This window comes from Gordonia sp. QH-12 (genome assembly GCF_001578675.1).
Classification (GTDB): domain Bacteria; phylum Actinomycetota; class Actinomycetes; order Mycobacteriales; family Mycobacteriaceae; genus Gordonia; species Gordonia sihwensis.
Genome location: NZ_KQ969283.1, coordinates 283270 through 304846, shown reverse-complemented (window position 1 = coordinate 304846; position 21577 = coordinate 283270). Strand labels below are relative to the sequence as shown.

At 69.0% G+C, this 21577-nt stretch carries 22 protein-coding genes and 1 pseudogene; 9 read left to right on the top strand and 14 right to left on the bottom strand.

Annotation, left to right across the window (positions count from 1 at the left end; genetic code table 11):
• The first annotated feature begins 91 nt into the window (after positions 1-91).
• Positions 92-1744: pseudogene (locus tag Y710_RS03450) on the top strand (MFS transporter).
• Between the two features lie 10 nt (positions 1745-1754).
• On the opposite strand, the gene Y710_RS03445 reads toward Y710_RS03450, so the two are convergent.
• Positions 1755-2816: an LLM class F420-dependent oxidoreductase gene (locus Y710_RS03445; protein ID WP_045538038.1), complete on the bottom strand. Its 1062-nt coding sequence runs from the start codon at positions 2814-2816 to the stop codon at positions 1755-1757.
• Positions 2817-3086: 270 nt separating this feature from the next.
• Between Y710_RS03445 and Y710_RS03440 the strand changes: the two genes are divergently transcribed.
• The 5 genes from Y710_RS03440 to menE are packed head-to-tail and all read left to right on the top strand — an operon-like array spanning position 3087 to position 6452.
• Positions 3087-4298 carry an inorganic phosphate transporter gene (locus Y710_RS03440; protein ID WP_006894345.1) on the top strand — a complete coding sequence of 404 codons (1212 nt, stop codon included), beginning with the start codon at positions 3087-3089 and terminating at the stop codon, positions 4296-4298.
• Between the two features lie 26 nt (positions 4299-4324).
• A complete protein-coding gene (locus Y710_RS03435; protein ID WP_006894343.1) occupies positions 4325-4597 on the top strand; it encodes a hypothetical protein in 273 nt (90 codons plus the stop codon).
• 34 nt (positions 4598-4631) lie between these two features.
• Positions 4632-4943 carry a DUF3349 domain-containing protein gene (locus tag Y710_RS03430; protein WP_006894341.1) on the top strand — a complete coding sequence of 104 codons (312 nt, stop codon included), beginning with the start codon at positions 4632-4634 and terminating at the stop codon, positions 4941-4943.
• Positions 4944-4953: 10 nt separating this feature from the next.
• Positions 4954-5295, top strand: coding sequence for a DUF3349 domain-containing protein (locus Y710_RS03425; RefSeq protein ID WP_006894337.1), 342 nt, complete (start codon positions 4954-4956; stop codon positions 5293-5295).
• A 20-nt stretch (positions 5296-5315) separates the two neighbouring features.
• Positions 5316-6452 carry an o-succinylbenzoate--CoA ligase gene (gene menE, locus Y710_RS03420; RefSeq protein ID WP_231875665.1) on the top strand — a complete coding sequence of 379 codons (1137 nt, stop codon included), beginning with the start codon at positions 5316-5318 and terminating at the stop codon, positions 6450-6452.
• A 4-nt stretch (positions 6453-6456) separates the two neighbouring features.
• Here the strand turns inward: menE and Y710_RS03415 are convergent, their stop codons facing one another.
• The gene (locus Y710_RS03415; RefSeq protein ID WP_231875660.1) at positions 6457-7800 is read right to left on the bottom strand and encodes a PE-PPE domain-containing protein; all 1344 of its coding nucleotides are present in this window, start codon (positions 7798-7800) and stop codon (positions 6457-6459) included.
• Between the two features lie 167 nt (positions 7801-7967).
• On the opposite strand from Y710_RS03415, the gene Y710_RS03410 reads away from it, so the two are divergent.
• Positions 7968-8837: a 1,4-dihydroxy-2-naphthoate polyprenyltransferase gene (locus Y710_RS03410; RefSeq protein ID WP_006894328.1), complete on the top strand. Its 870-nt coding sequence runs from the start codon at positions 7968-7970 to the stop codon at positions 8835-8837.
• Positions 8838-8858: 21 nt separating this feature from the next.
• Here Y710_RS03410 and Y710_RS03405 read toward each other — a convergent pair whose 3' ends face one another.
• From Y710_RS03405 to Y710_RS03380, 6 genes are all read right to left on the bottom strand, one after another.
• Complete coding sequence (locus tag Y710_RS03405; protein WP_006894327.1) at positions 8859-9587, bottom strand: Clp protease N-terminal domain-containing protein; 729 nt, start codon at positions 9585-9587, stop codon at positions 8859-8861.
• On the bottom strand, positions 9580-9846 hold the full coding sequence (locus tag Y710_RS03400) for a hypothetical protein (protein ID WP_006894326.1): 267 nt from the start codon (positions 9844-9846) through the stop codon (positions 9580-9582). Before Y710_RS03400 ends, Y710_RS03405 begins: the two co-directional genes overlap by 8 nt.
• Positions 9847-9898: 52 nt before the next feature.
• Positions 9899-12424, bottom strand: a complete 2526-nt coding sequence (locus tag Y710_RS03395; RefSeq protein ID WP_062366324.1) for an FtsX-like permease family protein — start codon at positions 12422-12424, stop codon at positions 9899-9901.
• A gap of 1 nt (position 12425) precedes the next feature.
• Positions 12426-13067: an ABC transporter ATP-binding protein gene (locus Y710_RS03390; protein WP_081598045.1), complete on the bottom strand. Its 642-nt coding sequence runs from the start codon at positions 13065-13067 to the stop codon at positions 12426-12428.
• A 72-nt stretch (positions 13068-13139) separates the two neighbouring features.
• Positions 13140-14246, bottom strand: coding sequence for an L-cysteine desulfhydrase Cds1 (locus tag Y710_RS03385; protein WP_062366322.1), 1107 nt, complete (start codon positions 14244-14246; stop codon positions 13140-13142).
• A gap of 9 nt (positions 14247-14255) precedes the next feature.
• Complete coding sequence (locus Y710_RS03380) at positions 14256-14585, bottom strand: DUF4229 domain-containing protein (RefSeq protein ID WP_039866578.1); 330 nt, start codon at positions 14583-14585, stop codon at positions 14256-14258.
• A gap of 234 nt (positions 14586-14819) precedes the next feature.
• On the opposite strand from Y710_RS03380, the gene Y710_RS03375 reads away from it, so the two are divergent.
• Both Y710_RS03375 and Y710_RS18880 read left to right on the top strand, forming a co-directional pair.
• Positions 14820-15041, top strand: coding sequence for a BldC family transcriptional regulator (locus Y710_RS03375; protein ID WP_006894318.1), 222 nt, complete (start codon positions 14820-14822; stop codon positions 15039-15041).
• Between the two features lie 141 nt (positions 15042-15182).
• Positions 15183-15347: a hypothetical protein gene (locus Y710_RS18880; RefSeq protein ID WP_006894317.1), complete on the top strand. Its 165-nt coding sequence runs from the start codon at positions 15183-15185 to the stop codon at positions 15345-15347.
• Between the two features lie 36 nt (positions 15348-15383).
• Here Y710_RS18880 and ccsB read toward each other — a convergent pair whose 3' ends face one another.
• The 6 genes from ccsB to hemL are packed head-to-tail and all read right to left on the bottom strand — an operon-like array spanning position 15384 to position 21458.
• Positions 15384-16400: a c-type cytochrome biogenesis protein CcsB gene (gene ccsB, locus Y710_RS03370; protein WP_062366320.1), complete on the bottom strand. Its 1017-nt coding sequence runs from the start codon at positions 16398-16400 to the stop codon at positions 15384-15386.
• A gap of 34 nt (positions 16401-16434) precedes the next feature.
• Positions 16435-18063, bottom strand: coding sequence for a cytochrome c biogenesis protein ResB (locus Y710_RS03365; protein ID WP_062366318.1), 1629 nt, complete (start codon positions 18061-18063; stop codon positions 16435-16437).
• Positions 18060-18869, bottom strand: a complete 810-nt coding sequence (locus Y710_RS03360) for a cytochrome c biogenesis CcdA family protein (RefSeq protein WP_045539294.1) — start codon at positions 18867-18869, stop codon at positions 18060-18062. The genes Y710_RS03365 and Y710_RS03360 overlap by 4 nt, the downstream gene beginning before the upstream one ends.
• Positions 18866-19480: a TlpA family protein disulfide reductase gene (locus Y710_RS03355; RefSeq protein ID WP_006894313.1), complete on the bottom strand. Its 615-nt coding sequence runs from the start codon at positions 19478-19480 to the stop codon at positions 18866-18868. The genes Y710_RS03360 and Y710_RS03355 overlap by 4 nt, the downstream gene beginning before the upstream one ends.
• Positions 19477-20103: a histidine phosphatase family protein gene (locus tag Y710_RS03350; RefSeq protein ID WP_006894312.1), complete on the bottom strand. Its 627-nt coding sequence runs from the start codon at positions 20101-20103 to the stop codon at positions 19477-19479. The genes Y710_RS03355 and Y710_RS03350 overlap by 4 nt, the downstream gene beginning before the upstream one ends.
• Positions 20100-21458 carry a glutamate-1-semialdehyde 2,1-aminomutase gene (gene hemL, locus Y710_RS03345; RefSeq protein WP_006894311.1) on the bottom strand — a complete coding sequence of 453 codons (1359 nt, stop codon included), beginning with the start codon at positions 21456-21458 and terminating at the stop codon, positions 20100-20102. The genes Y710_RS03350 and hemL overlap by 4 nt, the downstream gene beginning before the upstream one ends.
• Positions 21459-21577: the final 119 nt, after the last annotated feature.

Here is a 21577-nt window from a genome sequence, read left to right as displayed (position 1 = left end):
TTGAGACCGCCCCCGCATCCACCTTCTGATTGATCTTGGCCTAACACCAAGACACGGTCCGCGCAGCCGGTCGATCTGGTGAGATCGACGCATGACAGGTGCTCCCCCCGGTTCCACCCTGCCCGCGAACACCTCAGCGCCCACCCGCCGGGACTGGATCGGCCTCGCCGTCCTGTCGGTCGGGCTGGGCCTGATCGTGCTCGACGGAACGATCGTCGGCGTCGCGCTGCCGGCGATCATCAGCGACCTGAGTCTCGACCTCACCGACGCCCAATAGGTCAACAGTCTGTACGCGGTGGTGTTGGCGGCACTGCTGCTCTCGACGGGCCGACTCGCCGACCGCTGGGGCCGCAAACGGATGTTCCTGTTCGGACTCACCGTCTTCGTCGCCGGCAGTCTGCTCGCCGCCGCCTCCGGGTCGGCGGGCACGCTGATTGCGGCCCGTGCGGTCCAGGCGGTCGGCGCGGCGTTCATCATGCCCTCGACCCTCTCCACGGTGAACGCCGTCTTCCGCGGTCGCTACCGGGCCGCAGCCTTCGGTGTCTGGGGTGCGGTGATCTCCGGCGCGGCGGCGGTGGGACCGCTCGCGGGCGGCGCCCTGACCCAATGGGCGTCGTGGCACTGGATCTTCCTCGTCAATCTGCCGCTCGGTCTCGTCGTGGCGATCGCCGCGATCTTCACGGTGTCCGAATCGAAGGGCGGCGACGATCGGCCCGGCGCCGATGTCGACGGCGCGATGCTCAGCATGATCGGTTTCGGCGCACTGGTGTTCGCCGTGATCGAAGGGCCCGACCTGGAATGGTGGACGCCGAAGGGCGAGCTGAAGGTGTTCGGATGGAGGTGGCCCGCGCAGGCGCCGATCTCGATCGTCCCGGTGGCCTTCGCGGTGGCGGCGTCGGCTCTGGTCCTGTTCGTCGTCTGGGAGCGTCATCGCCGGAACAACGGGCGGTCGGCGATCCTCGACCTCCGGCTGTTCGGCCTGCCCACGTTCTCGTGGGGCAATGTCACCGCCGCCGCAGTGGCGGTCGGAGAGTTCGGCATCATCTTCGCGCTGCCGCTGTACCTCGTGAATGCGCTCGGCCTCGACGTGATGCAGGCCGGCCTGGTCCTGGCGGCCATGGCGATCGGAGCCTTCGTCTCCGGCGCCATGGCACGACACCTCGCGGCCAGGCTCGGTGCCCCCGCCGTGGTGCTGCTCGGCCTCGGTCTCGAAGTCGCGGGGGTCCTGATCCTCGTCGTGGTGATCGGGAGCTCGACCTCCGGCTGGATCATCGCGCTGCCGTTGATCCTCTACGGCCTCGGTCTGGGGCTGGCTTCGGCTCAACTCACCGGGACCGTCCTCCGCGACGTTCCGGTGGACGACTCCGGTCAGGCGTCGGCCACCCAGAGCACGGTCCGGCAGGTCGGATCGGCACTGGGCACGGCCTTCGCCGGCGCGGCGCTGTCGGTGGCACTCGCGACGACCCTGCCGACCGCACTCGACCACGCCGGATTCAGCGGTCCCGCCGCGGACCAGGTGGCCGCCGCCACCCGCGAGTCAGCGGGCACCACCATCACGATGCTGCGCGCCGAGGGGGTCCACAGCCCGCTCGGCGACCGGACCGACGCCGCGGTCGGCGCACTCTCGGAGGGATTCGCCGACGCCACCCGATGGTCGATGGTGGTCGCCGTCGCATTCCTCGCGTTGGGCTTCCTCGGCGCGGCACGACTGCGCCGCGCCGCCGCCGCACCCGCGCGGACCTGACGGGCCGGGCTCAGCCGATGAGTTCCTTCAACACCCGCATGTCCTCCACCCGGCGGTTGTGGGACGCGGCGGCCGGCGAGGCCAGCAGCACGCCGACACCGCTGGCACGGAACCGCTCGACCTGCTCGGCGACCTTCGACCGCGGACCGATGAGGCTGATCGCGTCGATCAGATCCTGGGGAATCGCCGCGGCGGCCTCGTCCTTGCGGCCGTCCAGATACAGATCCTGGATCAGCGCGGCCTCGTCGACGTAGCCGTACCGCTGGACCAGCGAGTTGTAGAAGTTCTTTCCGCGGGCTCCCATGCCGCCGATGTACAGCGCCGAGTGGTGCCGCACCGCGTTCTCCGCCGCCGCGATCTCGTCGGCGTCCTCGGTGATCAGCGCACTGGCCTGAATGACGATGCGCAGTTCCGGCAGATCCGGGTCGCGCTTGGCCCTGCCTGCCGCCAGCGATTCACCGAAGGCGGCCTCGACGTAGTCGGGGTGGTACAGGAAGGGCTGCAGTTCTTCGAACATCTCGGCGGCCAGTTCGACGTTCTTGGGCCCGATCGCCGCGAGCAGCATCGGGATGCGGTCACGGACGGGGTGGTTGATGATCTTCAGCGCCTTGCCGAGCCCGCTGCCGCCGTCCTCCTTCGTCAGCGGCAGCTGGTAGTGCTTCCCGCGGTACTCGACGCGCTCGCGGCGCCACACCTTCCGGCAGATCTCGGCGTTCTCGCGCGCCCGGCCGAGCGGGAAGTCGTACTTGACGCCGTGGAAGCCCTCGATCACCTGCGGACCGGAGGCACCGATGCCGAGAACCGCACGACCGCCGCTGATGTAGTCGAGGCCGGCCGCCGTCATGGCGAGATTGGTTGGCGTGCGCGAGTACATCGGCAGGATGCCGGTCTGCAGTTCCATCGTCTCGGTGCGCGCGGCGATGTACCCGAGCTGACTGACCGCGTCGAAACTGTAGGCCTCGGGTACCGTGACCCGGCTGACGCCGACCCCCTCGAAGTCCCGGAGATTATCGATGGTCTCGCGGAAGTCGCCCGCGTAATTGATGGGCATGCCCAGCGTCATCGGCGTCATGGGCTGATTCTGGCATACGTTTTTCACCGGCGATCGGCGAGACCGCCCGCGTCCGGCCGCCACCTGATCGGAGGCCGCGTTCACCTGCCGGTCACCTCTGTTCCACCGGGACGTCGGAAACAACCGGCAACTCCCGGTGGCGCGAAGCCCACCGACAGATGAACTTTCCGTTAACGCACCTCCGGAGACCGGAAAGTAGCAGGTCAGAGCACAAAAGTCGGACCTTGGGCGAGTTGACTCGACCCACGGTTCGCCGGTCATAGTGGTCGCATGACCGCAGAGATGCTCATCCTCGTGCTGTTGATCGTCACAGCCCTCGGCTTCGACTTCACGAACGGGTTCCACGACACCGGCAACGCGATGGCGACGTCCATCGCGACCGGCGCTCTGAAGCCGAAGGTCGCGGTCGGTCTCTCCGCGATCCTCAACCTGGTCGGCGCGTTCCTCTCGGTCGAGGTCGCCGCCACCATCACCAAGGACGTGCTGAACATTCAGCAGACGTCCGGTGACGCCAAGGGTGAACTCGTCGCCGGTCTCGACGCGAACAAGGCGCTGATCATCATCTTCGCCGGTCTGATCGGCGCGATTCTCTGGAATCTGTTCACGTGGCTCTTCGGTCTGCCGTCCAGTTCGTCGCACGCGCTGTTCGGCGGCCTGATCGGCTCGGGTCTGGCGGCGATCGGAACCTCGGGCATCAACTGGCACGGGATCCTCGCGAAGGTGATCGTCCCCGCGCTCTTCGCTCCGGTGATCGCATGCATCGTGGCCTCGGTCGGCACACTCATCATCTACGCCATCTCCAACGGCATCTCGGAGAGCAAGCGCGAACGCGGTTTCCGCAACGGTCAGATCGCCTCGGCCTCGCTGGTCTCCCTCGCACACGGCACCGGCGACGCGCAGAAGACGATGGGTGTCATCGCCCTCGCCCTGATCGCCACCGGTCATTTGGATTCGGGCAGCGTGGCTCACGGTCTGCCGTTCTGGGTGGTCCTCTCGTGTGCCGGGGCGATCGCACTGGGCACCTGGATCGGCGGTTGGCGCATCATCCGCACGCTCGGCAAGGGACTGGTCGAGATCCAGGCTCCACAGGGCATGGCCGCGGAGGCCTCGTCGGCCGCGATCATCCTCACCTCCTCCGCTGCCGGCATGGCGCTCTCGACCACCCAGGTGGCGACCGGGTCGATCCTGGGCAGCGGACTGGGCAAGAAGGGCGCGGAGGTCCGCTGGGGCGTCGCCGGCCGCATGGCCGTCGCCTGGATCACCACACTTCCGGCCGCCGCCGCGGTCGGCGCCCTCTGCTACTGGCTCGCCAGCCTGATCGGCGGCGCACCGGGCGCGATCGTCATCTTCCTGATCCTCGCCGGGCTCTCCGGCTACATGTACTACCGGGCTCAGCAGCAGAAGGTGGACGCCGACAACGTCAACGCCGACTGGGACGAGACGACGAACTCGCCGGTTCCCGCAGCCACCGAACAGTCCTGAACCCAGCTTCCGCGAAAGGCACCTCCATGGACATCGTCTCCGCCATCACCAAGGTTCTCGCCGTCGGGCTGCTGTTCGGCGCCGGTCTGCCCGCACTGTTCGCCGTCGGTATGCGTCTGGAGGCAGCCGGGCACGGCGATCTCGGCAAGCCCGCGAACCCCGTCCTCCGCATCATCGGATACCTGATGTTCGCCCTCACCGCGGCCGTCATCGTCGTCGGCATCCTCTGGATCTGCCGGCAGACCCTGAACTACTACTTCGATCTCAGGATCTTCCCGGACTTCGCCTACAAGAGCTGACCGCTGGGCGACCGCTAAGACACGAGGAGACACCATGCCCCCATCGCTGTTTGAGAACGTCATCAAGTGGATCCGCGCCGGGTACCCCGAAGGCGTCCCCGCCACCGAGTTTCCGCCGCTGCTCGCACTGCTCCGACCGGTTCTGTCGGAGAGCGAGATCACCGATGTGATCCTGAGCCTCGCGCTGGAGCACGGCACCGAGACTCCCGCGACTCCCGAGCGGATCCGCGACGCGATCCACGCCGTCACCGAGCAGGCGCCGTCCGAGGAGGAGACGCGGCAGGTCGCCGCACGACTCGCGGCCGCCGGCTGGCCGCTCACCGATCGCGTCCCGGTATCGGACTGAACGGAGGAGTATGGATCGCCCCTCCTTCCTGAGCGGAGTGGTCCGCTGGCTGCGCGCCGGCTATCCCGAGGGGGTGCCGAGCCGCGACTATCAGCCGCTCTTGGCGCTGTTGCGCCGACAGCTCACCGAGGACGAGATCAGGCAGGTCGCCCTCGAGCTCGTCGACACGCGTGCTCCGGAGCCGATCAACCGGATCGATGTGGGCGTCGAGATCTCCAAGGTCACTCAGGAACTCCCCCGCCAGGAGGACGTCGACCGGGTACGGCAGACTCTGAAGGCAGCGGAGTGGCCCTTCGACGACGAGCCGCTCGCGCCGCCCGATCGGCCCGAGAACCCGGAGGAACCGTCCTGAGAGTCCTGCAACCGCTCGAACTGCCGGCGAGACCGGCCGTCCTCGAGGCCCGCCGCGACCTGCTGGCACTCCTGGACGGCGACGCCGCCTATCTCCCGCTTCCCGCCGGCGACGACGCCGAGACGCAGAGGCTCTCGCACGCCCTGGCGCTCGGCGAGCCCATCGACGACGACGCCGCGCTCGTCGTGTCCACCTCGGGGACCACCGGCACTCCGAAGGGCGCGGTGCACACGGCCGCTTCCCTGCGCGCCTCCGCGACGGCGACGGCCGACGTGCTCGGCGGCCCGGGCAGCTGGCTGCTCGCGCTTCCGCCGCACCACATCGCGGGACTGCAGGTGATGCTGCGGTCCCTCGCCGCCGGTCACGATCCCGTCGTACTCGATCTCGCGGCCGGATTCGACCCGTCCGCACTGCCCGGACTCGTCGCCGCCATGCCCGGTGACCGCCGATACACCTCGCTGGTCCCGACTCAACTGCGCAAGGCTCTCGACGTGCCTGCCGCGGTCGCGGCGCTGGGCCGGTTGGACGCCGTTCTCGTCGGCGGCGCGGCCACCCCGCCGGCACTCCTGGCCCGCGCACTCGACGCCGGCCTGCCGATCGTCCGCACCTACGGGATGAGCGAGACCGCCGGCGGTTGCGTGTACGACGGCGTGCCCCTGCCGGGCGCGACGGTCCGGATCGACGGATCCGGCGGCGCCGAACCCGGCCGGGTGGTCCTCGGCGGCGCGACGCTGGCCCGTGGCTACCGCAACATGCCCGAGCACCCGGCGTTCGCCGAACCCGGATGGTTCCGCACCGACGACCTCGGCGTCCTCGACGACGGTGTTCTGCGCATCGTCGGCCGGGCGGACGAGGCGATCACCACCGGCGGCCTCACCGTGGTCCCGCAGGTGGTCGAGACGGTCCTGGGCGAGATGCCCGGCGTCGCCGACTGCGCGGTCCTGGGCGTCCCCGACGAGCGGCTCGGCGAGAAGGTGATCGCGGTGATCGTCCCCGTCCCCGGAGCCCGGCGCCCCGGACTCGACGACGTCCGCGAGTTCGTCTCCGACCGCCTCGACCGCTACGCGGCCCCCCGCGCGGTGTTCACCGTCGGAGAACTGCCGCTGCGCGGGCCCGGCAAGGTGAATCGCCGGGCGTTGCGCGAACGGTTCGCCTGACGCATCACGCCGCCGCGGGAACGTCGGTCGGCTCCTCGGCGGGGTCCGCCGTGTTCGCGGAGTCCGCCTCCGCGGCACCGGTTTCGGCCGCGTCGTCGGACTGCGACGACGGGAGGACGACACCGGTCTCGGGCGCAGTCGTCGCGGGCGCACTGCTCTCAGGTGCAATCGCCTCGGGGGCGGTCTCCACCGTGCTCGTCTCGGGTGCGCTGGCCGTCTCGGGAGCCGCATGGCGCGGCCCGTCCGACGTCGCACCGTCCCGCTGCTGCGGCTCGGCCCATTCGCCGTTCGCGTCGAGCAGCCGGTGCGCTCCGCCGGAGGAGAGCGGGACGTCGACCACCGGAGCCTTCGGATCCGCATCGCCGGCGGTGATCTCATGAGTCGGATAGAAGGACTCCGCTGCCCGGTCCCACTTCTCCAGCCGCTCCTGGGACACCTGGATCCCGACCGCCCGATAGACCATCGCGGTCAGCAGCGCGAGCGGGTGGTACGTGTCGTAGATCTCGTAGGTGGTGTTCCCCTCGACACTCTGCAAGGTCTTGACGTGCTCGAGGTTCTCGATGTGCGCATAGGTGTACTCGCCCGGATCGGAGTGGATCGCGAGGAAGCCCGCCGCGTTGACCAGGACCGAAGCCACGGGGCGGTACCAGATCCACTGCGTGTGGGCGACGGGATCGCCCTGCACGATGACCTGAACGACCTTCACCTCGGCGGAGTCGGCGGGGTTGCGGGCACCGTCGTTGTCGACTCCGAACAAGCCCATCAGCGGCGTCGCGAACGGGGTTCGGCTCAGCCGCGATTTCAGTCCCCAGGGCCCGCGCGGATCGGAGACGAGCAGGATGGTGCTGTCGGATCCGAGCAGCCCCTCCTCTGCCGCCTGCTCCACGGCGTTGCCCAGTGCGTCGGAACCCTGCGAGTAACCGGTGTAGACCACCACCCGATCGGCGTCCTGGAACGCCCGCATCACGCTGAGGGTGTTCGCGGTGCCGACGTCGCGCGACTGGTCGTAGGTCGGCGCGAAGAAGGGCAGCAGCCGACCCGACTTCCCGGAGATGATCGGGCCGAACGATTCGGGGTAGGTCACGATCGTCGACTCACGGCCCCCGACGATTCCGTTGATCCGCGGATAGCGGACGTCATCCGTCCCGGGAACGACGACGACGTGCGCGTCGTCGTCCGCCCCCTGGACCCAGTCACCGAGCACATCGGTGTACTCGGTGACCGCCGGACCGGCAGTGGCGACCGACGGCAGGAAGACCGGAGTGGGTGTCGCGGCGACCGCGGCGGGCGCGGCCAGTCCGAGACAGATTCCGCAGATCGCCGTCGACGTGGCAAGTGTGCGCTTCATGATTCTCTCCCCCGACGCAGAACTGTGCGTCCGCGGCACCGAGCCTCGGACGCACCTGACAGCATTCTATGAGAACATGCCGTGACCTGCGCGGACAGTCCCTGGAAGAGTGACGGTCGAGTGACCGACACCAGACCTGGGGACACCGGGATGAGATGATGTGGCCTGTGGCAACAGTGACTCAGTGGATCGAAGGCGCACGACCGCGCACCCTGCCGAACGCGATCGCCCCGGTGGTCGCCGGGACCGGCGCGGCCGTCCACCTCGGTGACGTCACCTGGTGGAAGGCCGGTCTCGCACTGGTCGTCGCACTGGCGCTGATCGTAGGCGTCAACTTCGCCAATGACTACTCCGACGGAATTCGTGGCACAGATGACGACCGCGTCGGTCCGCTGCGCCTGGTGGGTTCCCGCCTGGCGAGCCCGCGAGCGGTCAAGACCGCGGCGCTCATCTCACTCGGCATCGGCGCGGTCTGCGGACTCGTCCTCGCCGTGGCGACGGCCTGGTGGCTGGTGCTCGTCGGAGCGGTCTGCATCGCCGGCGCGTGGTTCTACACCGGAGGCAAGCGACCCTACGGCTACCTCGGCTTCGGTGAGATAGCCGTGTTCGTGTTCTTCGGTCTCGTCGCGGTGCTCGGTACGCAGTTCGTCGCCGCGGGCTCCGTGGACTGGATCGGCGCCGGCTGCGCTGTGGCCGTCGGCAGCCTCTCGAGCGGAGTCCTCGTCGCGAACAACTTGCGCGACATCCCGAGCGACACCGAATCGGGCAAGATCACTCTCGCTGTCCGGCTCGGCGACCGCCGGACCCGGACGTTCTACCTGCTCCTCTGCGTGATCCCGGTGATCGTCAGCGTCGCCGTCGCAGTCGTCGCCCCCGCCGCCGCTGCCGGCCTGCTGGTGATCGTCCCCCTCGTCAAACCGGTGCGACTGGTCCTGGGCGGCGCCCAGGGACGCGACCTGATCCCGGTGCTCGCGCTGACCGGCATCGCGATGCTCGTGTGGTCCGTGGCGACGGCGATCGGGCTCGCCCTGACATAGGACGAGCCCGATGGGCTGGCGTCAGCCGGCGGTGGTGCCCTCGGGCAGCAGCGCCGTCACCGCGGCACGCAGGTCGTCGACGGTCGTGGCCGACTCCACCACGGCGGTCGCCGCCGGGTCGGCGCCGTCGAGGATCGCCAAGAGGACTCGTTCCACGGTGAGTTCCCGCTCGTTCTCGGCCCGGGCCGTCATCGCGGCCCTGCGGAGCGCCTCGCGGGCCGCCTCCGACATTCGGCCGCCGCGACCGCGGCCACGCGGACCCCGGCGTCCACGGCCGCCCTCCCAGGCGCCGAACCAGATTCCGTCCGGACCGAACTGGGCCTGGAAACCGGGGCCGTCGAACGATGCCGGTCCCCCATGCGGACGTCCGTGATGGGGCCGCCCGCCGCGGCCGCGGCCGCGCTCGGGGCGCTGCCCCCAGCCCTCCGACAGGTCCTCTCCGAAGCGGTCGCCGACCGCCTCGCGCACCTTGTCGAGGTCGATGCCGATGCTGCGCAGGGCCTCCCGGTCCTCTTCGTAGCGGTCGCGAACGTCCTCGACGGGACCGTCGTCGTCGTTTCGCACCACCTTCCGTGCCTCCGCCAGAGTCAGACCCTGGTCGGTGAGCACGGTGAACAGCGGACTGCGAGCATTGCACAGCATTCCGAGGATCAGGTGGTCGGTGCCGATCTGCCGGCTTCCGAGGTCTTTGGCCTCCTGCACCGCGAACATGAAGCTCGCGCGTGCGTCTGAGTTGAAACGGTCAAACATCGTTGCCGTCCTTTCCGGCCGCTTCCGCGGCCTCTCGATACGAGTGCTTCTGATGCACCGCTTGACGACTGATCTGCAGGACATCGGCGATCGCCTGCCAACTCCATCCCTGCGACCTCGCCGAAGCCACATGGACGTCTTCGAGCCGGTCGGCGAGAGTCCGCAACGCCCGAACCACACTCAATCCCGTCGCCGGGTCGGCGCTGGCCGCCGACCGAACCATCGGATCGGGGTTGTTCACGCTTTCGTCTGTGTGCATGATGTCAATTTATCTTGACGGAATTGCCCTGTCAAGAAAAATTGACAATTCTTCAGTCGTCCACAAGCGAAGTCGAGATGTTCATCCGCGAGGCCCGCATCGCGGGCACCCCGGCGCCGAGCAGACAGAGCAGCACCGGGATCGCCACGTAACCGAAGGCGCTCCACTGCGGCGCGTACCGGATGTCGATCGACGTTGTCTGTGTGAGGATCACGTCGGCCAGCACATGCAGTCCGCTGCCGAGTATCAGCCCGGTCACCGCGCCGACCAGCGCGATCGACGCGGCCTCGCTGAGCACCATCCGCGACACGAAGCGACGCGAGGCACCCATCGCCCGCAGCACAGCGAGTTCCCGGCGTCGTTCCAGAACCGAGAGCAGCAGCGTGTTCAGGAGCGCGACGGCCGCGGCCCCGGCGACGATCCACTGGATCGCGACGGTGAAGGCACCGGCCTGCTGGGCGCTCCGCTCGGTAGCGACGAGCGCCTCCTGCCCGGTGTACACATGGACCGGCCAGTCTCCGCGGCCCGGATGCCGCGCCGCGATCGCGGTCAGCCGCTCGCGCACCTGCTCGTGATCGGCGCCCGGCGCCACCGTGACCTGCAGGTAGGTATCGCCGTCGCGCCGGAACCACTCGTTCAGGAGCCGGTTCGCCACCGCGCCCACCCCCGAGTCGATGGCCACGTAGTCGACGATGTCGCGTACCACCAGTTCGCGGTAACCGGACGGGGTCGCGAGTCGAACGGTATCGCCCACCCGCACCCCGAGTGATCGTGCGAGGACCTCGGAGAGCAGGATGCCCCGCCCGGCGAGGGTCTCGCGGACCGCATCCTGCGAGGACTTGCGGACGAACGGCGCCGCGGCACCCGGTTCGAGGCCCTGGAGCAGGACGCGCGCGTCGGCGATGTTGACCGTCGCCCACTGTCCGCCCACCACATCGGTGACGCCGGGAACGGCACGGACCTCCTGTGCGATGGCCGGGTCGAGCGCGGGCCCGAGCGGCATCGAGTCCGCGTCGCGCGAGGAGACGTAGAAGTCGGGGTCCGACAGCCCGGTGAGCGAACTGGAGATCGACCCGATCAGGTTGTTCAGCGAACCGGAGATACCCACGCCGACGGCGATCGCCACCGCCACCGTCATCACGGTGGCCCACACGCGGCGCGGTGCGCGTTCGCTGTTGACCGCGGCGAGCCGGCCGGGTCCGCGCAGGCGGTTCGACGCACCGACCACCGCCCGGACCAGCAACGGCATCAGCGCGAAGCACAGAAGGAGCCCGCCGGCCGAGTAGACGGCGCCGGCGACGATCGCGGCACGTCCCGGCACCGTCTCGGCGACGACCCAGGCCACCGCGATCGTCGCCGCCCCCGCGACTCCGCTCGCGATCAGCAGTCCCGCGGCCGGCGGCCGGGCGTCTGCCGCCTCACCCGGAACCATCGCCTCCACCGGTGCCACCGCGAACACCGATCTGGCCGCCAGGACGGTCGCGCCGACGCATGCGACCACACAGGCGGCCACCGCGACCACCGGTGCGTACGCCGGCAGGTGATACCCGACGGCCACCCCGACGGTCTCGGACGTGTCCGGCAACCGCCCGACGATCCACCGTCCCGCGAGCACCCCGACCGGGACCCCCGCCGCACCGCCGACGAGGCCCAGGACCGCCGACTCGGCCAGGAGATCGCCGACGAGGTGCCTGCGCCGCGCCCCGAGCGCCCGCACCATCGCCAGCGACTGCCTGCGAGAGGCGACCGCCATGTTCATCATGTTGAACACCAGGAAGGCCGCGATGATCAGGGAGACCAGCGAGACGAGCAGGGTGGAATCGTGCGTCACCGAGTTGGCCGTCTCGACCTGCGCGACCCGGAAATCCGGATCCACCACGCTCGCGCGGCCGTCGACCACCCGCGCGACCTGCGCGCGCAACCGGGCCTCCGGGACGCCGGGGCCGGGGACGACGAGGATCGAGTCGACCGCACCGTTCAGTCCGGCGAGACGCTCCGCGAGACCGAGATAGGCGAATACGAACCGTCCGCCGTTCAACGCGGTCGCGGCCTGGTCGTCGACCACTCGGACCACGGTCACCGGGATCCCCGACACGGTCAGTCGCTGCCCCTGGCGCAGACCGGTCGCCGCGCCGACGACGATCCCGTCGTCGAGGCGGTCGGCGTCGATTCCGCCGCCGGAGGCGCCGACGGCCGCGCGCAGCCCGCTCGACAGCGATAGCGCGTTCAGATCCGACCCCAGCAGCACCGTCGGGCGCCCGTCGAGCAGCACGGTGTCGCGCACCAGGGGTACCACGGCTCGGGCGTCCGGCACGTCGCGGCGCAGTTCGCCCGCGATCGCGGCGTCCACCCCGCTGTCGGCGATCGCGGCCACCTCCACGGTCGCGTCGCCGGCCACCGCGGCGCTGAACTCCCGCACCGACTCCGACATCGATCCGTACGTGCCGAGGACGGCCACCAACAGCGCCGAGGAGATCAGCACCACGGCCAGGGACGTCGCCACCCGCAGCTTGTGCCCGGCCAGTTCCCGGAGATTGAGGATCCGGACACGCGTCAGTCCCGCGGCGAGCCCGCCCATGTCAGGCGGGCCGCCCGTCTATCCTGCCGTCGCGGACGGTGACGATCCGATCGGAGACCGCGGCGGCGTTCTCGTCGTGGGTCACCATCAACACCAGGCGGTCGGGTTCGTCGTGCGCCACGGACGCGAGCAGATCGAGCACCTCGGCGCCGGTGCGCGAATCGAGGTTGCCGGTCGGTTCGTCGGCCAGCAGGATCTTGGGACCCATCATGAGCGACCGTGCGATCGCCACCCGTTGCATCTGGCCGCCCGAGAGCTCCGACGGACGGTGGTTCACTCGCCCGCCCAGACCCACTCGGCCGAGCAGTTCCTCGGCACGCGGACGCGCCTTCCGCAACGACTTCGAGTCGAGGAGCATCGGGAGTGCCACGTTCTCCCACGCGGTCAGCGTGGGGACGAGGTTGAAGAACTGGAAGATGAACCCGACCCGCCGTCGCCGGAACTCGGAGGCCTCGTCGTCGCCGAGCGCCGCCAGATCGGTACCGTCCACGCGGATGGTGCCGGAGGTCGGGGTGTCGAGCGCGCCGATGATGTGCAGGAGCGTGGACTTGCCCGCTCCCGAGGGGCCGACCACCGAGACGAACTGCCCGCCGTCCAGGGTCAGCGACGCCCCGTCGAGGGCGCGGACCACCTCCGTGCCCATCCGGTACTCGCGAACCAGTCCCGACGCCTCGACGACGGCCACGATCGCCTCCCTCCGCAGGACTCCGCGACGTCAGCCGGCCGACCACACTCCGGTCTCGAAGAACCGCTCGAGAGCCGCCGTCGGCGGGCCGAGGTCGAGCCGCTGCTCGGCCACCCAGTCGTCGTTGAAGTAGGTGTGATCGTAGCGGTCGCCGCTGTCGCACAGCAGCGACACGACGCTGCCGGAGCGGCCCTTTCCGGTCATCTCACCGATGAGCGAGCAGACACCCCAGAAGTTGGTGCCGGTGGATCCGCCGACCCGGCGGCCGAGACGGTCGCTGAGGAAGCGCATCGCCGCGATCGAGGCCGCGTCGGGAACGGCGATCATCCGGTCGATCACCTGCGAGACGAACGACGGCTCGACTCGCGGGCGGCCGATGCCCTCGATCCGCGAGGCCCCCGGTGAGGTGAGGGTTCCGTCGCCGGTCTCGTATGCGGGCAGGAAGACGGAGTTCTCCACGTCCACCACGCACAGCCGCGTGGGGTGCTGCCGGTAGCGCAGGTACCGGCCGAAGGTCGCCGACGTGCCGCCCGTGCCCGCGCCGACGACGATCCACTCCGGAATCCGATGGCGTTCGGCCTCCATCTGTGCGAACACCGATTCGGCGATGTTGTTGTTGCCCCGCCAGTCGGTGGCCCGCTCGGCCATCGTGAACTGGTCGATGAAGTGGCCGCCGAGTTCGCGCTCGAGTCGCTGGGCGACGCTGTAGATCTCCGAGGGCGAGTCGACGAAGTGACAGATCCCGCCCTCGGCCTCGATGAGCCGCGTCTTCGCGGGCGAGGTGCCGCTCACCATCACCGCGATGAACGGGACGCCGATCAGCTTCGCGAAGTACGCCTCCGACACCGCGGTGGAACCCGAGGATGCCTCGATGACGGTGGTGCCCTCGTGAATCCAGCCGTTGCAGAGGGCGTAGAGGAACAGTGACCGCGCCAGCCGGTGCTTGAGCGATCCGGTCGGATGCGTGGACTCGTCCTTCAGATAGAGGTCGATGCCGTCGCCGCGCGCCGCCCAGTCCGGCAGGTCCACCTTCAGCAGATGTGTGTCCGCGCTGCGCCGCGCATCCGCTTCGATGGTCCGTACCGCCCGGCTGGTCCAACTGCGGTCGTACGTCCGCTCCACAAACCGAGTCGCCACGTCGTACCGTCAGTCCTCGCCGCGCAGCCGAGCCTGCAGGTCGGTGCGCTGCGCCGCCCGCTGCTCATCGACTCGAGCGATCTGATCGTTCACCCGGAGGCGAAGCGACTTGAAGACGACCATGCCCAGGGGCAGCGCGATCAGCACCGCGAAGACCGCCGCGACGAGTACCGGCACCTCGACTCCGACGATCTTGGCGCCGAAGATGATCACCAGCGCGATGACGACGACGAGTGCGAGCCGGGCGATCGTGTACAGCGCCACCGCTCCGGCCAACGTCGTCATGGTCGCAGGGGGCTTCGACCCGGCGGTGCCGGAGTCTTCTCGTTCATCTGTCATACAGCCAGGGTACTGGCGTCGCGCGCCTACCTGCGAATACACCGTTCGTACGACACGATCGGGCAGCGTGGGCAAGGCGAAGAATCGAGGCCCATCAGACATTACGGACTCTTTACCAACGCCTGACTGTTCGAGCAACCAGCACAAATGCGTGTACTTGTGGTGTCTAGCGGCGTACGCGCCCGTGTTACCGAAACGCAGTGACCGAAGCCCAGCTAGGACTAGGAGAACCTGATGACTGCACTCGCCGACAACTCCGCCGACACCGGGATGATCACCCCCGCTCTCGCGACGCAGCACAACCTGACGCCCGGTCAGGTCGCCGCGATGTTCAACGTGAACCCGAAGACGGTGGCCCGCTGGGCCTCGTCCGGCGTGCTCAAGTCGATTCGCACCCCGGGCGGTCACCGTCGTTTCCGCGAGGCCGACGTCGTGGAGCTCCTGAACCGCTCCTGACCTCGCGAGGCCGGAACGTCCTTCGGGATGCCCGGTTCGGGCCGATGCCCGGACCGGGCATCGCTCTTTCTCCGGTAGCCTGGCTGACAGCGATTCCACGCGCGTGCGCGCAGTGGTCGTGCGTCAGGAGGTAGTGCGGTCGTGCCGTATTTGTTCGTAGTCCTGGTCGTGATCGTCGCCGCCTACCTGTCGTGGCGGCTGGTCGAGTCCCGGATGCAGGACCAGACCGGTCGTTCCGACCGGTCCAGCGTCCCCCGCGGACCGGACGACGACCCGGACTTCCTGCGCAGGCTCGACGAACGCTGATCCTGACGGGCGCTGTTCCTACAGTCCGGAGTATTCCTACAGTCCGGCGTAGGAGTGCAGTCCGGACACGACCAGGTTGATCGCGAACAAGTTGAACAGCAGGGCCACGAAGCCGGCGACGTTGATCCACGCGGAGGCGTTGCGCCATCCGGCCGTCGCGCGAGCGTGCAGGTAGGCCGCGTAGATCACCCACGCGATGAACGACACCGTCTCCTTCGGGTCCCAGCCCCAGAAGCGGCCCCACGCGGCCTCGGCCCAGATGGCACCGAAGATGATGCCGAGACCGAAGAGCGGGAATCCGATCACGGTGCACTTGTACGCGGTGCGGTCGAGCGCGTCGGCGCTCGGCAGATGATCGAGCAGCCGGCGCAGCGACGCGCCGACACCGGTGGCGAGCTCGTCCGCCTCGCTCCCGACTGCGGGCCATCGGTTCTTCACCAGGTACAGGATGCTGGCCACACCGGCCACCAGCAGCACGCCCGAGGAGATCGAGATGATCGAGACGTGGATCGCCAGCCAGTACGACTTGAGCGCGGGCACCACGGGCGCGGCCTGCGTGTACAGATAGCGGCCCGCGATGAACATCAGCAGGACCACCGGGATGAGGACGAAGCTCAGCAGCGGCCGCGACTCCTTCCGGCGGAGCACCACCAGACCGGCACCGACACAGGCGACGCAGGTCAACGAGATGAACTCGTACATGTTGCCCCAGGGCGCACGATCGGTCGCCATGCCGCGCAGCACGATCGATCCGAGGTGCGCCAGGAACCCGACCCACACCACGGGGTAGGCCATGGCGGCGAGCCGATCGCCGAGCGACCGCCGCGGCGCGGGTCCGGCGACACGTCCGGGCATCCGGTCGTCGGACGAGGATCCCCCGACGCTCGCACCGACGAGTTCCTCACGGCGTTCGTCCAGTTTCGCGTACCGTGCCGCCGCCAGCGCTCCGAGGAACATCAGCATGGCGATCACGTACACGGTGATGCTGGTGGCGTAGAGCCAGTCCGAGTAACGGGCCAGTGTCTCGTTGACGTAGCCGGCGTCGTCGTTCATGAACGCTTCCTCATCTCATCCCACACCGGAGCCATCAGAGCTTGGCCCGGTTCTTCGGCGCATCCGTCTTGAGCAGTCCGCGAGCCTGCTCTTCGAATCCGTCGCCCCAACCCGCCTGGTCGGTCCTGGCCAGGCCGGCCACTTCTACTACAGTACGTCGTTCATCGCCGTCGGCACCAGGCACGATCCGAGCCCAGATACGCCTGCGCCGGATCATGAGCGAGACCACCAGGCCCGCGACCATCACGATCGCGGAGATCAGCACGCCGGTCTGCGCCGGATTGTGCGAGACCTGAACCGACACCCAGCGCTGGTAGCCGTCGAACCGCACCCGAGTGCCGTCGGGGAGAACGGTGTCCGCCCCCTGCGACAGGTTCACCGACGCCTTCTGCTTGAGCCGGCCCTGATCGATCAGGGTCTGGTCCAGCGAGTACACGTTCTGCGGACGGCCGGTGTCCAGTCCGGTGTCACCCTGGTACACGCGAATGGCGACCGCGGGCTTGTTCGGAACCGGCGAGACCGAGTCGAGCAGGTTCGCGTGCGGGAACACCGCGTCGGGGGCGAACAGCCCCTCGATCGCGACCTGGTGCTTGCGGCGCTCGTCCTCGTCGGGGTACAGGCCCGCCGGGGTGTCGAACCGCACCGCGCCCTCCGACAGCATGGTCTGCGTCGACTGCGGGATGAACGGCGTGGTCTCGGTCCTGGTCTGGCCGTTCGGGAAGGTGACGGTGAACGTCGGAGCGAATCCGTTGCCGAGCACGTACACGCGGTCGCCTGCGATCCTCAGCGGCTTGTTGACCTGGACGGACGTCGTCGGCCAAGTGTTCGGCGGAGCCGTCACATCGGTCGTGTACGCCATCGTGGCGTCGTACATGTCGGGCTGCCCGCTGGGCAGGAACTTGGCCTCGAAGTGGTCGATGCGGATGCAGAAGGGCTTGAGCCCGGTCCCGTCGACCATCGATCCGGACCGGAACGAGTCGTATACGGCGGTCGAGGTGTTGCAGAGCACCTGGTCGCCGTCGGCGACCAGCGTTCGGCTGCCCTCGTACCCGAAGAGCTTGCCGACGGCGATCGTGACCAGCAGCGCCAACAGCGCGAAATGGAACACCAGATTGCCGAACTCGCGCAGGTAGCCCTTCTCCGCGGAGACCTCCACCGCACCCTTCGGGTACCGCGCCGACGGCTCCACGGTGCGGACCTCGGTCCGCCAGCCGCGCAGATTCGAGGTGATCCGATCGGCCACCTCGGCGGGCTCGCCGTCGACGGTCTCGGTGATGTGCCGGGGCATCCGGGCGAGGTTCCGCGGGGCCTTGACCGGCCGGGTCCGCAGCGCCTTGTAGTGCTCCCAGGTGCGCGGCGTGAGGCAGCCGACCAGCGAGATGAACAGCAGCAGGTAGATCGCCGTGAACCAGGCCGAGGAGAACACCTCGAACAGCTGCAGGCGGTCCATCCAGGTGCCGAGCGTGCCGTGATCGGCGATGTACTTGAGCGTCTTCTGCTCGTTGAGGTCGCGCTGCGGGAGCAGCGCCCCCGGGATCGCGGCCAGCGCCAGCAGGAACAGCAGCGCGAGCGCGGTACGCATCGAGGTCAGTCCGCGCCAGGTCTTGCGCAGCGGGGCGACGACGAACCGCGAGAGGACGGACGGTCGGACGGGCTGGGTCATACGGGCAGCTCCACGTCAGTGATCAGGGACATCCGGATCCAGTCCACGAACTCGTTCCACCAGCCGCCCACCAGCATCACGCCGACGACGATCAGCAGGACCCCGCCGATGATCTGGATGGTCCGCGCGTGCCTGCGGACGAAGCCGAGGCTGCGGACCGCCCAGGCCGAGGAGAAGGCCAGAACGATGAACGGGATGCCGAGTCCGAAGCAGTACGCGGCCACCATCAGCGCACCGCGGACCGGGGTGTTGCCGTCGGTGCTCATCGCGACGCCGATCACGGCGCCGAGCGTCGCACTGCTGCACGGGATCCAGCCGACCGCGAACACCGCGCCGAGGATCGGGGCGCCGATGACGCCGGAGTAGCGGCGCGGCGTCATCCGCTTGTCACGCTGCAGGAACGGGATCATGCCGATGAACACCAGGCCCATGACGATGGTGAACACACCGCCGATGCGCTGCATCAGCTGCAGCCGGCCGGTGTCCAGGAACACCGAGGTGACGCCGAAGAGCGCAGCGGTGGCCAGCACGTACACGATGGTGAAGCCGAGGACGAAGAGCCCGGCCGCCCCCACCACGCGCCAGCGTCCAGCCTTGCGGTCCTCGTCGGCCCTCACCGCCGGGGCCTCGGCGCCGACCAGCCCGGCGAGGTACGAGAGGTATCCGGGGACCAGCGGCACCACGCACGGAGAGGCGAACGAGATCAGGCCGACCAGAATGCACACCCCGAGCGCGAGCAGCAGCGGGCCGCTGGTGACCGTTCCGGCGAAGGAGGCGCCCAGATCGGCCAGGTGAGTCTCGGTCATTGCGGCGCCGGACCTTCCTCGGCCACCTTGACGACCGCATCACGCAGTTCGTCCTCGGTGATCGCACGCAGATAGACCTTGGCCGGGCGGTGCTGCCGGTCCAGGATCACCGTCGTCGGCACCACTCCCACCGGGACGCCGAGCGCGGCCAGGCTGGCGCCGCCGTAGTCGTAGATCGAGGGGTACGGGACCTTGCGATCGGTCACGAAGTCCTGCGCGCTCGACCGTGAGTCCCGGAAGTTGATGCCGACGAACTGAACACCGCGGTCCTTGGTCTCGTCGTACACCTTCTCCAAGTCGCGGAACTCGGTACGGCACGGCGGGCACCAGGACGCCCAGACGTTGACGACCATCACCTTGTCCTTGAAGTCCGAGAACTTCACGGTGCCGTCGCCCGTCAGATCCTCGCCGCTGACATCGCCGATGTCACGGCGCGAACCCTGGTCGTACTCGATGACGGTCTTACCGCCCGGAGAGACGAACTGATTGCCGTTCTCCGTCGCGACCGCGTCGTCGCCGGTGCTGCATCCCGCGAGAAGGCCCGCCGCGGCGATGACCGCGCACAGTGCGGCGGCGGTCCGCCGGCCCGGCCTCGCCCGACCGCCGGTCATGCTCCCGTGACCCGGGGGTCCGATTCGCCGGCCGGCTCCGAGTAGACGATGTCGACCAGGGCGTCGTCGTCGTAGATGAGCGTGGTCAGCGAGGCCAGGGAGCACTGCCGCACCCGCGGGTCGTGCCAGAGGCGCTGGCCTTCGAGGAAGCGGCGCAGCGTGTACACGGGCAGCTGGTGGCTCACACAGATCGCCTCGTGTCCGCGCGCCGCGTCACGCGCCGTGCTGGCCGCGGCCAGCATGCGGTGTGCGATCTGGATGTACGGCTCACCCCACGACGGGGTGAACGGGTCCCGCAGCTTGAGCCAGTGCCGTGGCTTGCTGAGCGCGCCGTCGCCGACCGAGACCTTCAGACCCTCGAACTGATTGTCTGCCTCGATCAGATCGGTGACCGTCGTGATCTCGAGGCCGTGAGCCTTCGCGATCGGCGTCGCCGTCTCCTGCGCCCGCTGCAGAGGCGACGCGAAGACATGGGTGATGTCATGGTCGGCCAGCGTATCGGCCACCAGCTGAGCCTGGGCCCGGCCCGTGTCCGACAGCCGGTAGCCGGGGAGACGGCCGTAGAGGATGCCCTCGGGATTGTGCACCTCGCCGTGGCGCATCAGGTGGACGATCGTCTTCATCGGACTCCCTCCCCGGGATTGCTCGCGGCGGCCGCGGCAGCCGCGGCGGCCGGCAGTGCATCGGCGATGATCGAGAAGGCCTCGTCGTCGAGCGCTGCGGATACGAACCACGCTTCGAAGGCACTCGGCGGCGGGTAGACGCCGCGCGCGAGCAATGCGTGGAAGAACGGTGCGAAGCGCCAGGTCTGGGTGGCCTTGACGCCGTCGTAATCGACGATCGGCGTATCGGCCGGGTCGTCGGGATCGGTGAAGAAGACGCTGAACAGGTTCCCGGCCTTCTGGACCCGGTGCGCCACGCCCGCCTCGGTGAGGGCGTCGCCGATCATCGTCGCGAGACGGTCGGCGTTGGCGTCGAGTGCGGCGTACACATCGGCGGTCGCATTGCGCAGGGTGGCGAGACCGGCGGCGACCGCCACCGGGTTGCCGGACAACGTCCCAGCCTGGTACACGGGGCCGATGGGAGCCAGGTGGTCCATCACCTCCGACCGACCGCCGAACGCGGCAGCGGGCAGCCCTCCGCTCATCACCTTGCCGAAGGTGTAGAGGTCGGCGGCCACACCGTCGAGACCGTAGTGACCGGCCGGGCTCACGCGGAAGCCGGTCATCACCTCGTCCATGATGAGCAGCGCGCCGTTGTCGGCGGTCACGCGCCGCAGCCCTTCGTTGAACCCGGCGACCGGCGCGACGGCGCCCATGTTGCCAGCGGCGGCCTCGGTGATGACGGCGGCGATGTCGGGACCGTGCTCGGCGAACGCCCGTTCCACGGCGGCGAGATCGTTGTACGGCAGGACGAGCGTGTCGTGCGCGGCGGCTCCGGTGACGCCCGGCGAGGTCGGCAGGCCGAGCGTGGCGACACCCGAGCCGGCGTCGGCCAGCAGGGCGTCGACATGCCCGTGGTAGCAGCCGGCGAATTTGACGATCTTGGCGCGGCCGGTGAACCCGCGCGCCAGCCGGACCGCGGACATCGTCGCCTCGGTGCCGGAGTTGACCAGCCGGACGCGCGCGACCGGATCGACTCGGTCGATGATCTCCTCCGCCAACTCGATCTCACCGACGGTCGGCGCGCCGAACGACAGACCCGTCCGGGCGGCCTCTCGCACCGCCTCGACGACCGCCGGATGCGCGTGACCCAGGATCATCGGTCCCCACGAGCAGATGAGGTCGACGTAGTCGTTCCCGTCGGCGTCGGTGAGCTTCCAGCCCTGCGCTCGCGTGATGAAACGCGGATCGCCGCCGACCGACGAAAAGGCGCGGACCGGCGAGTTCACTCCTCCGGGAACCGCCTGCGACGCCCGTTTGAACAGTTGTGCGCTGACGGCGGTGTTCTGCACGGGATCGTCGAGAGGTGCGGCCATGGCCTCCAGTGTTCCAAATCAGAGCCGCTCGGCCCAATCGCTGCCTACTCCGTCACACCGCAGTGCCGGTTCTGAGCATATTCCCAGGTTGGTGCGCTAAAGGGGCCTCAGGCACGCCG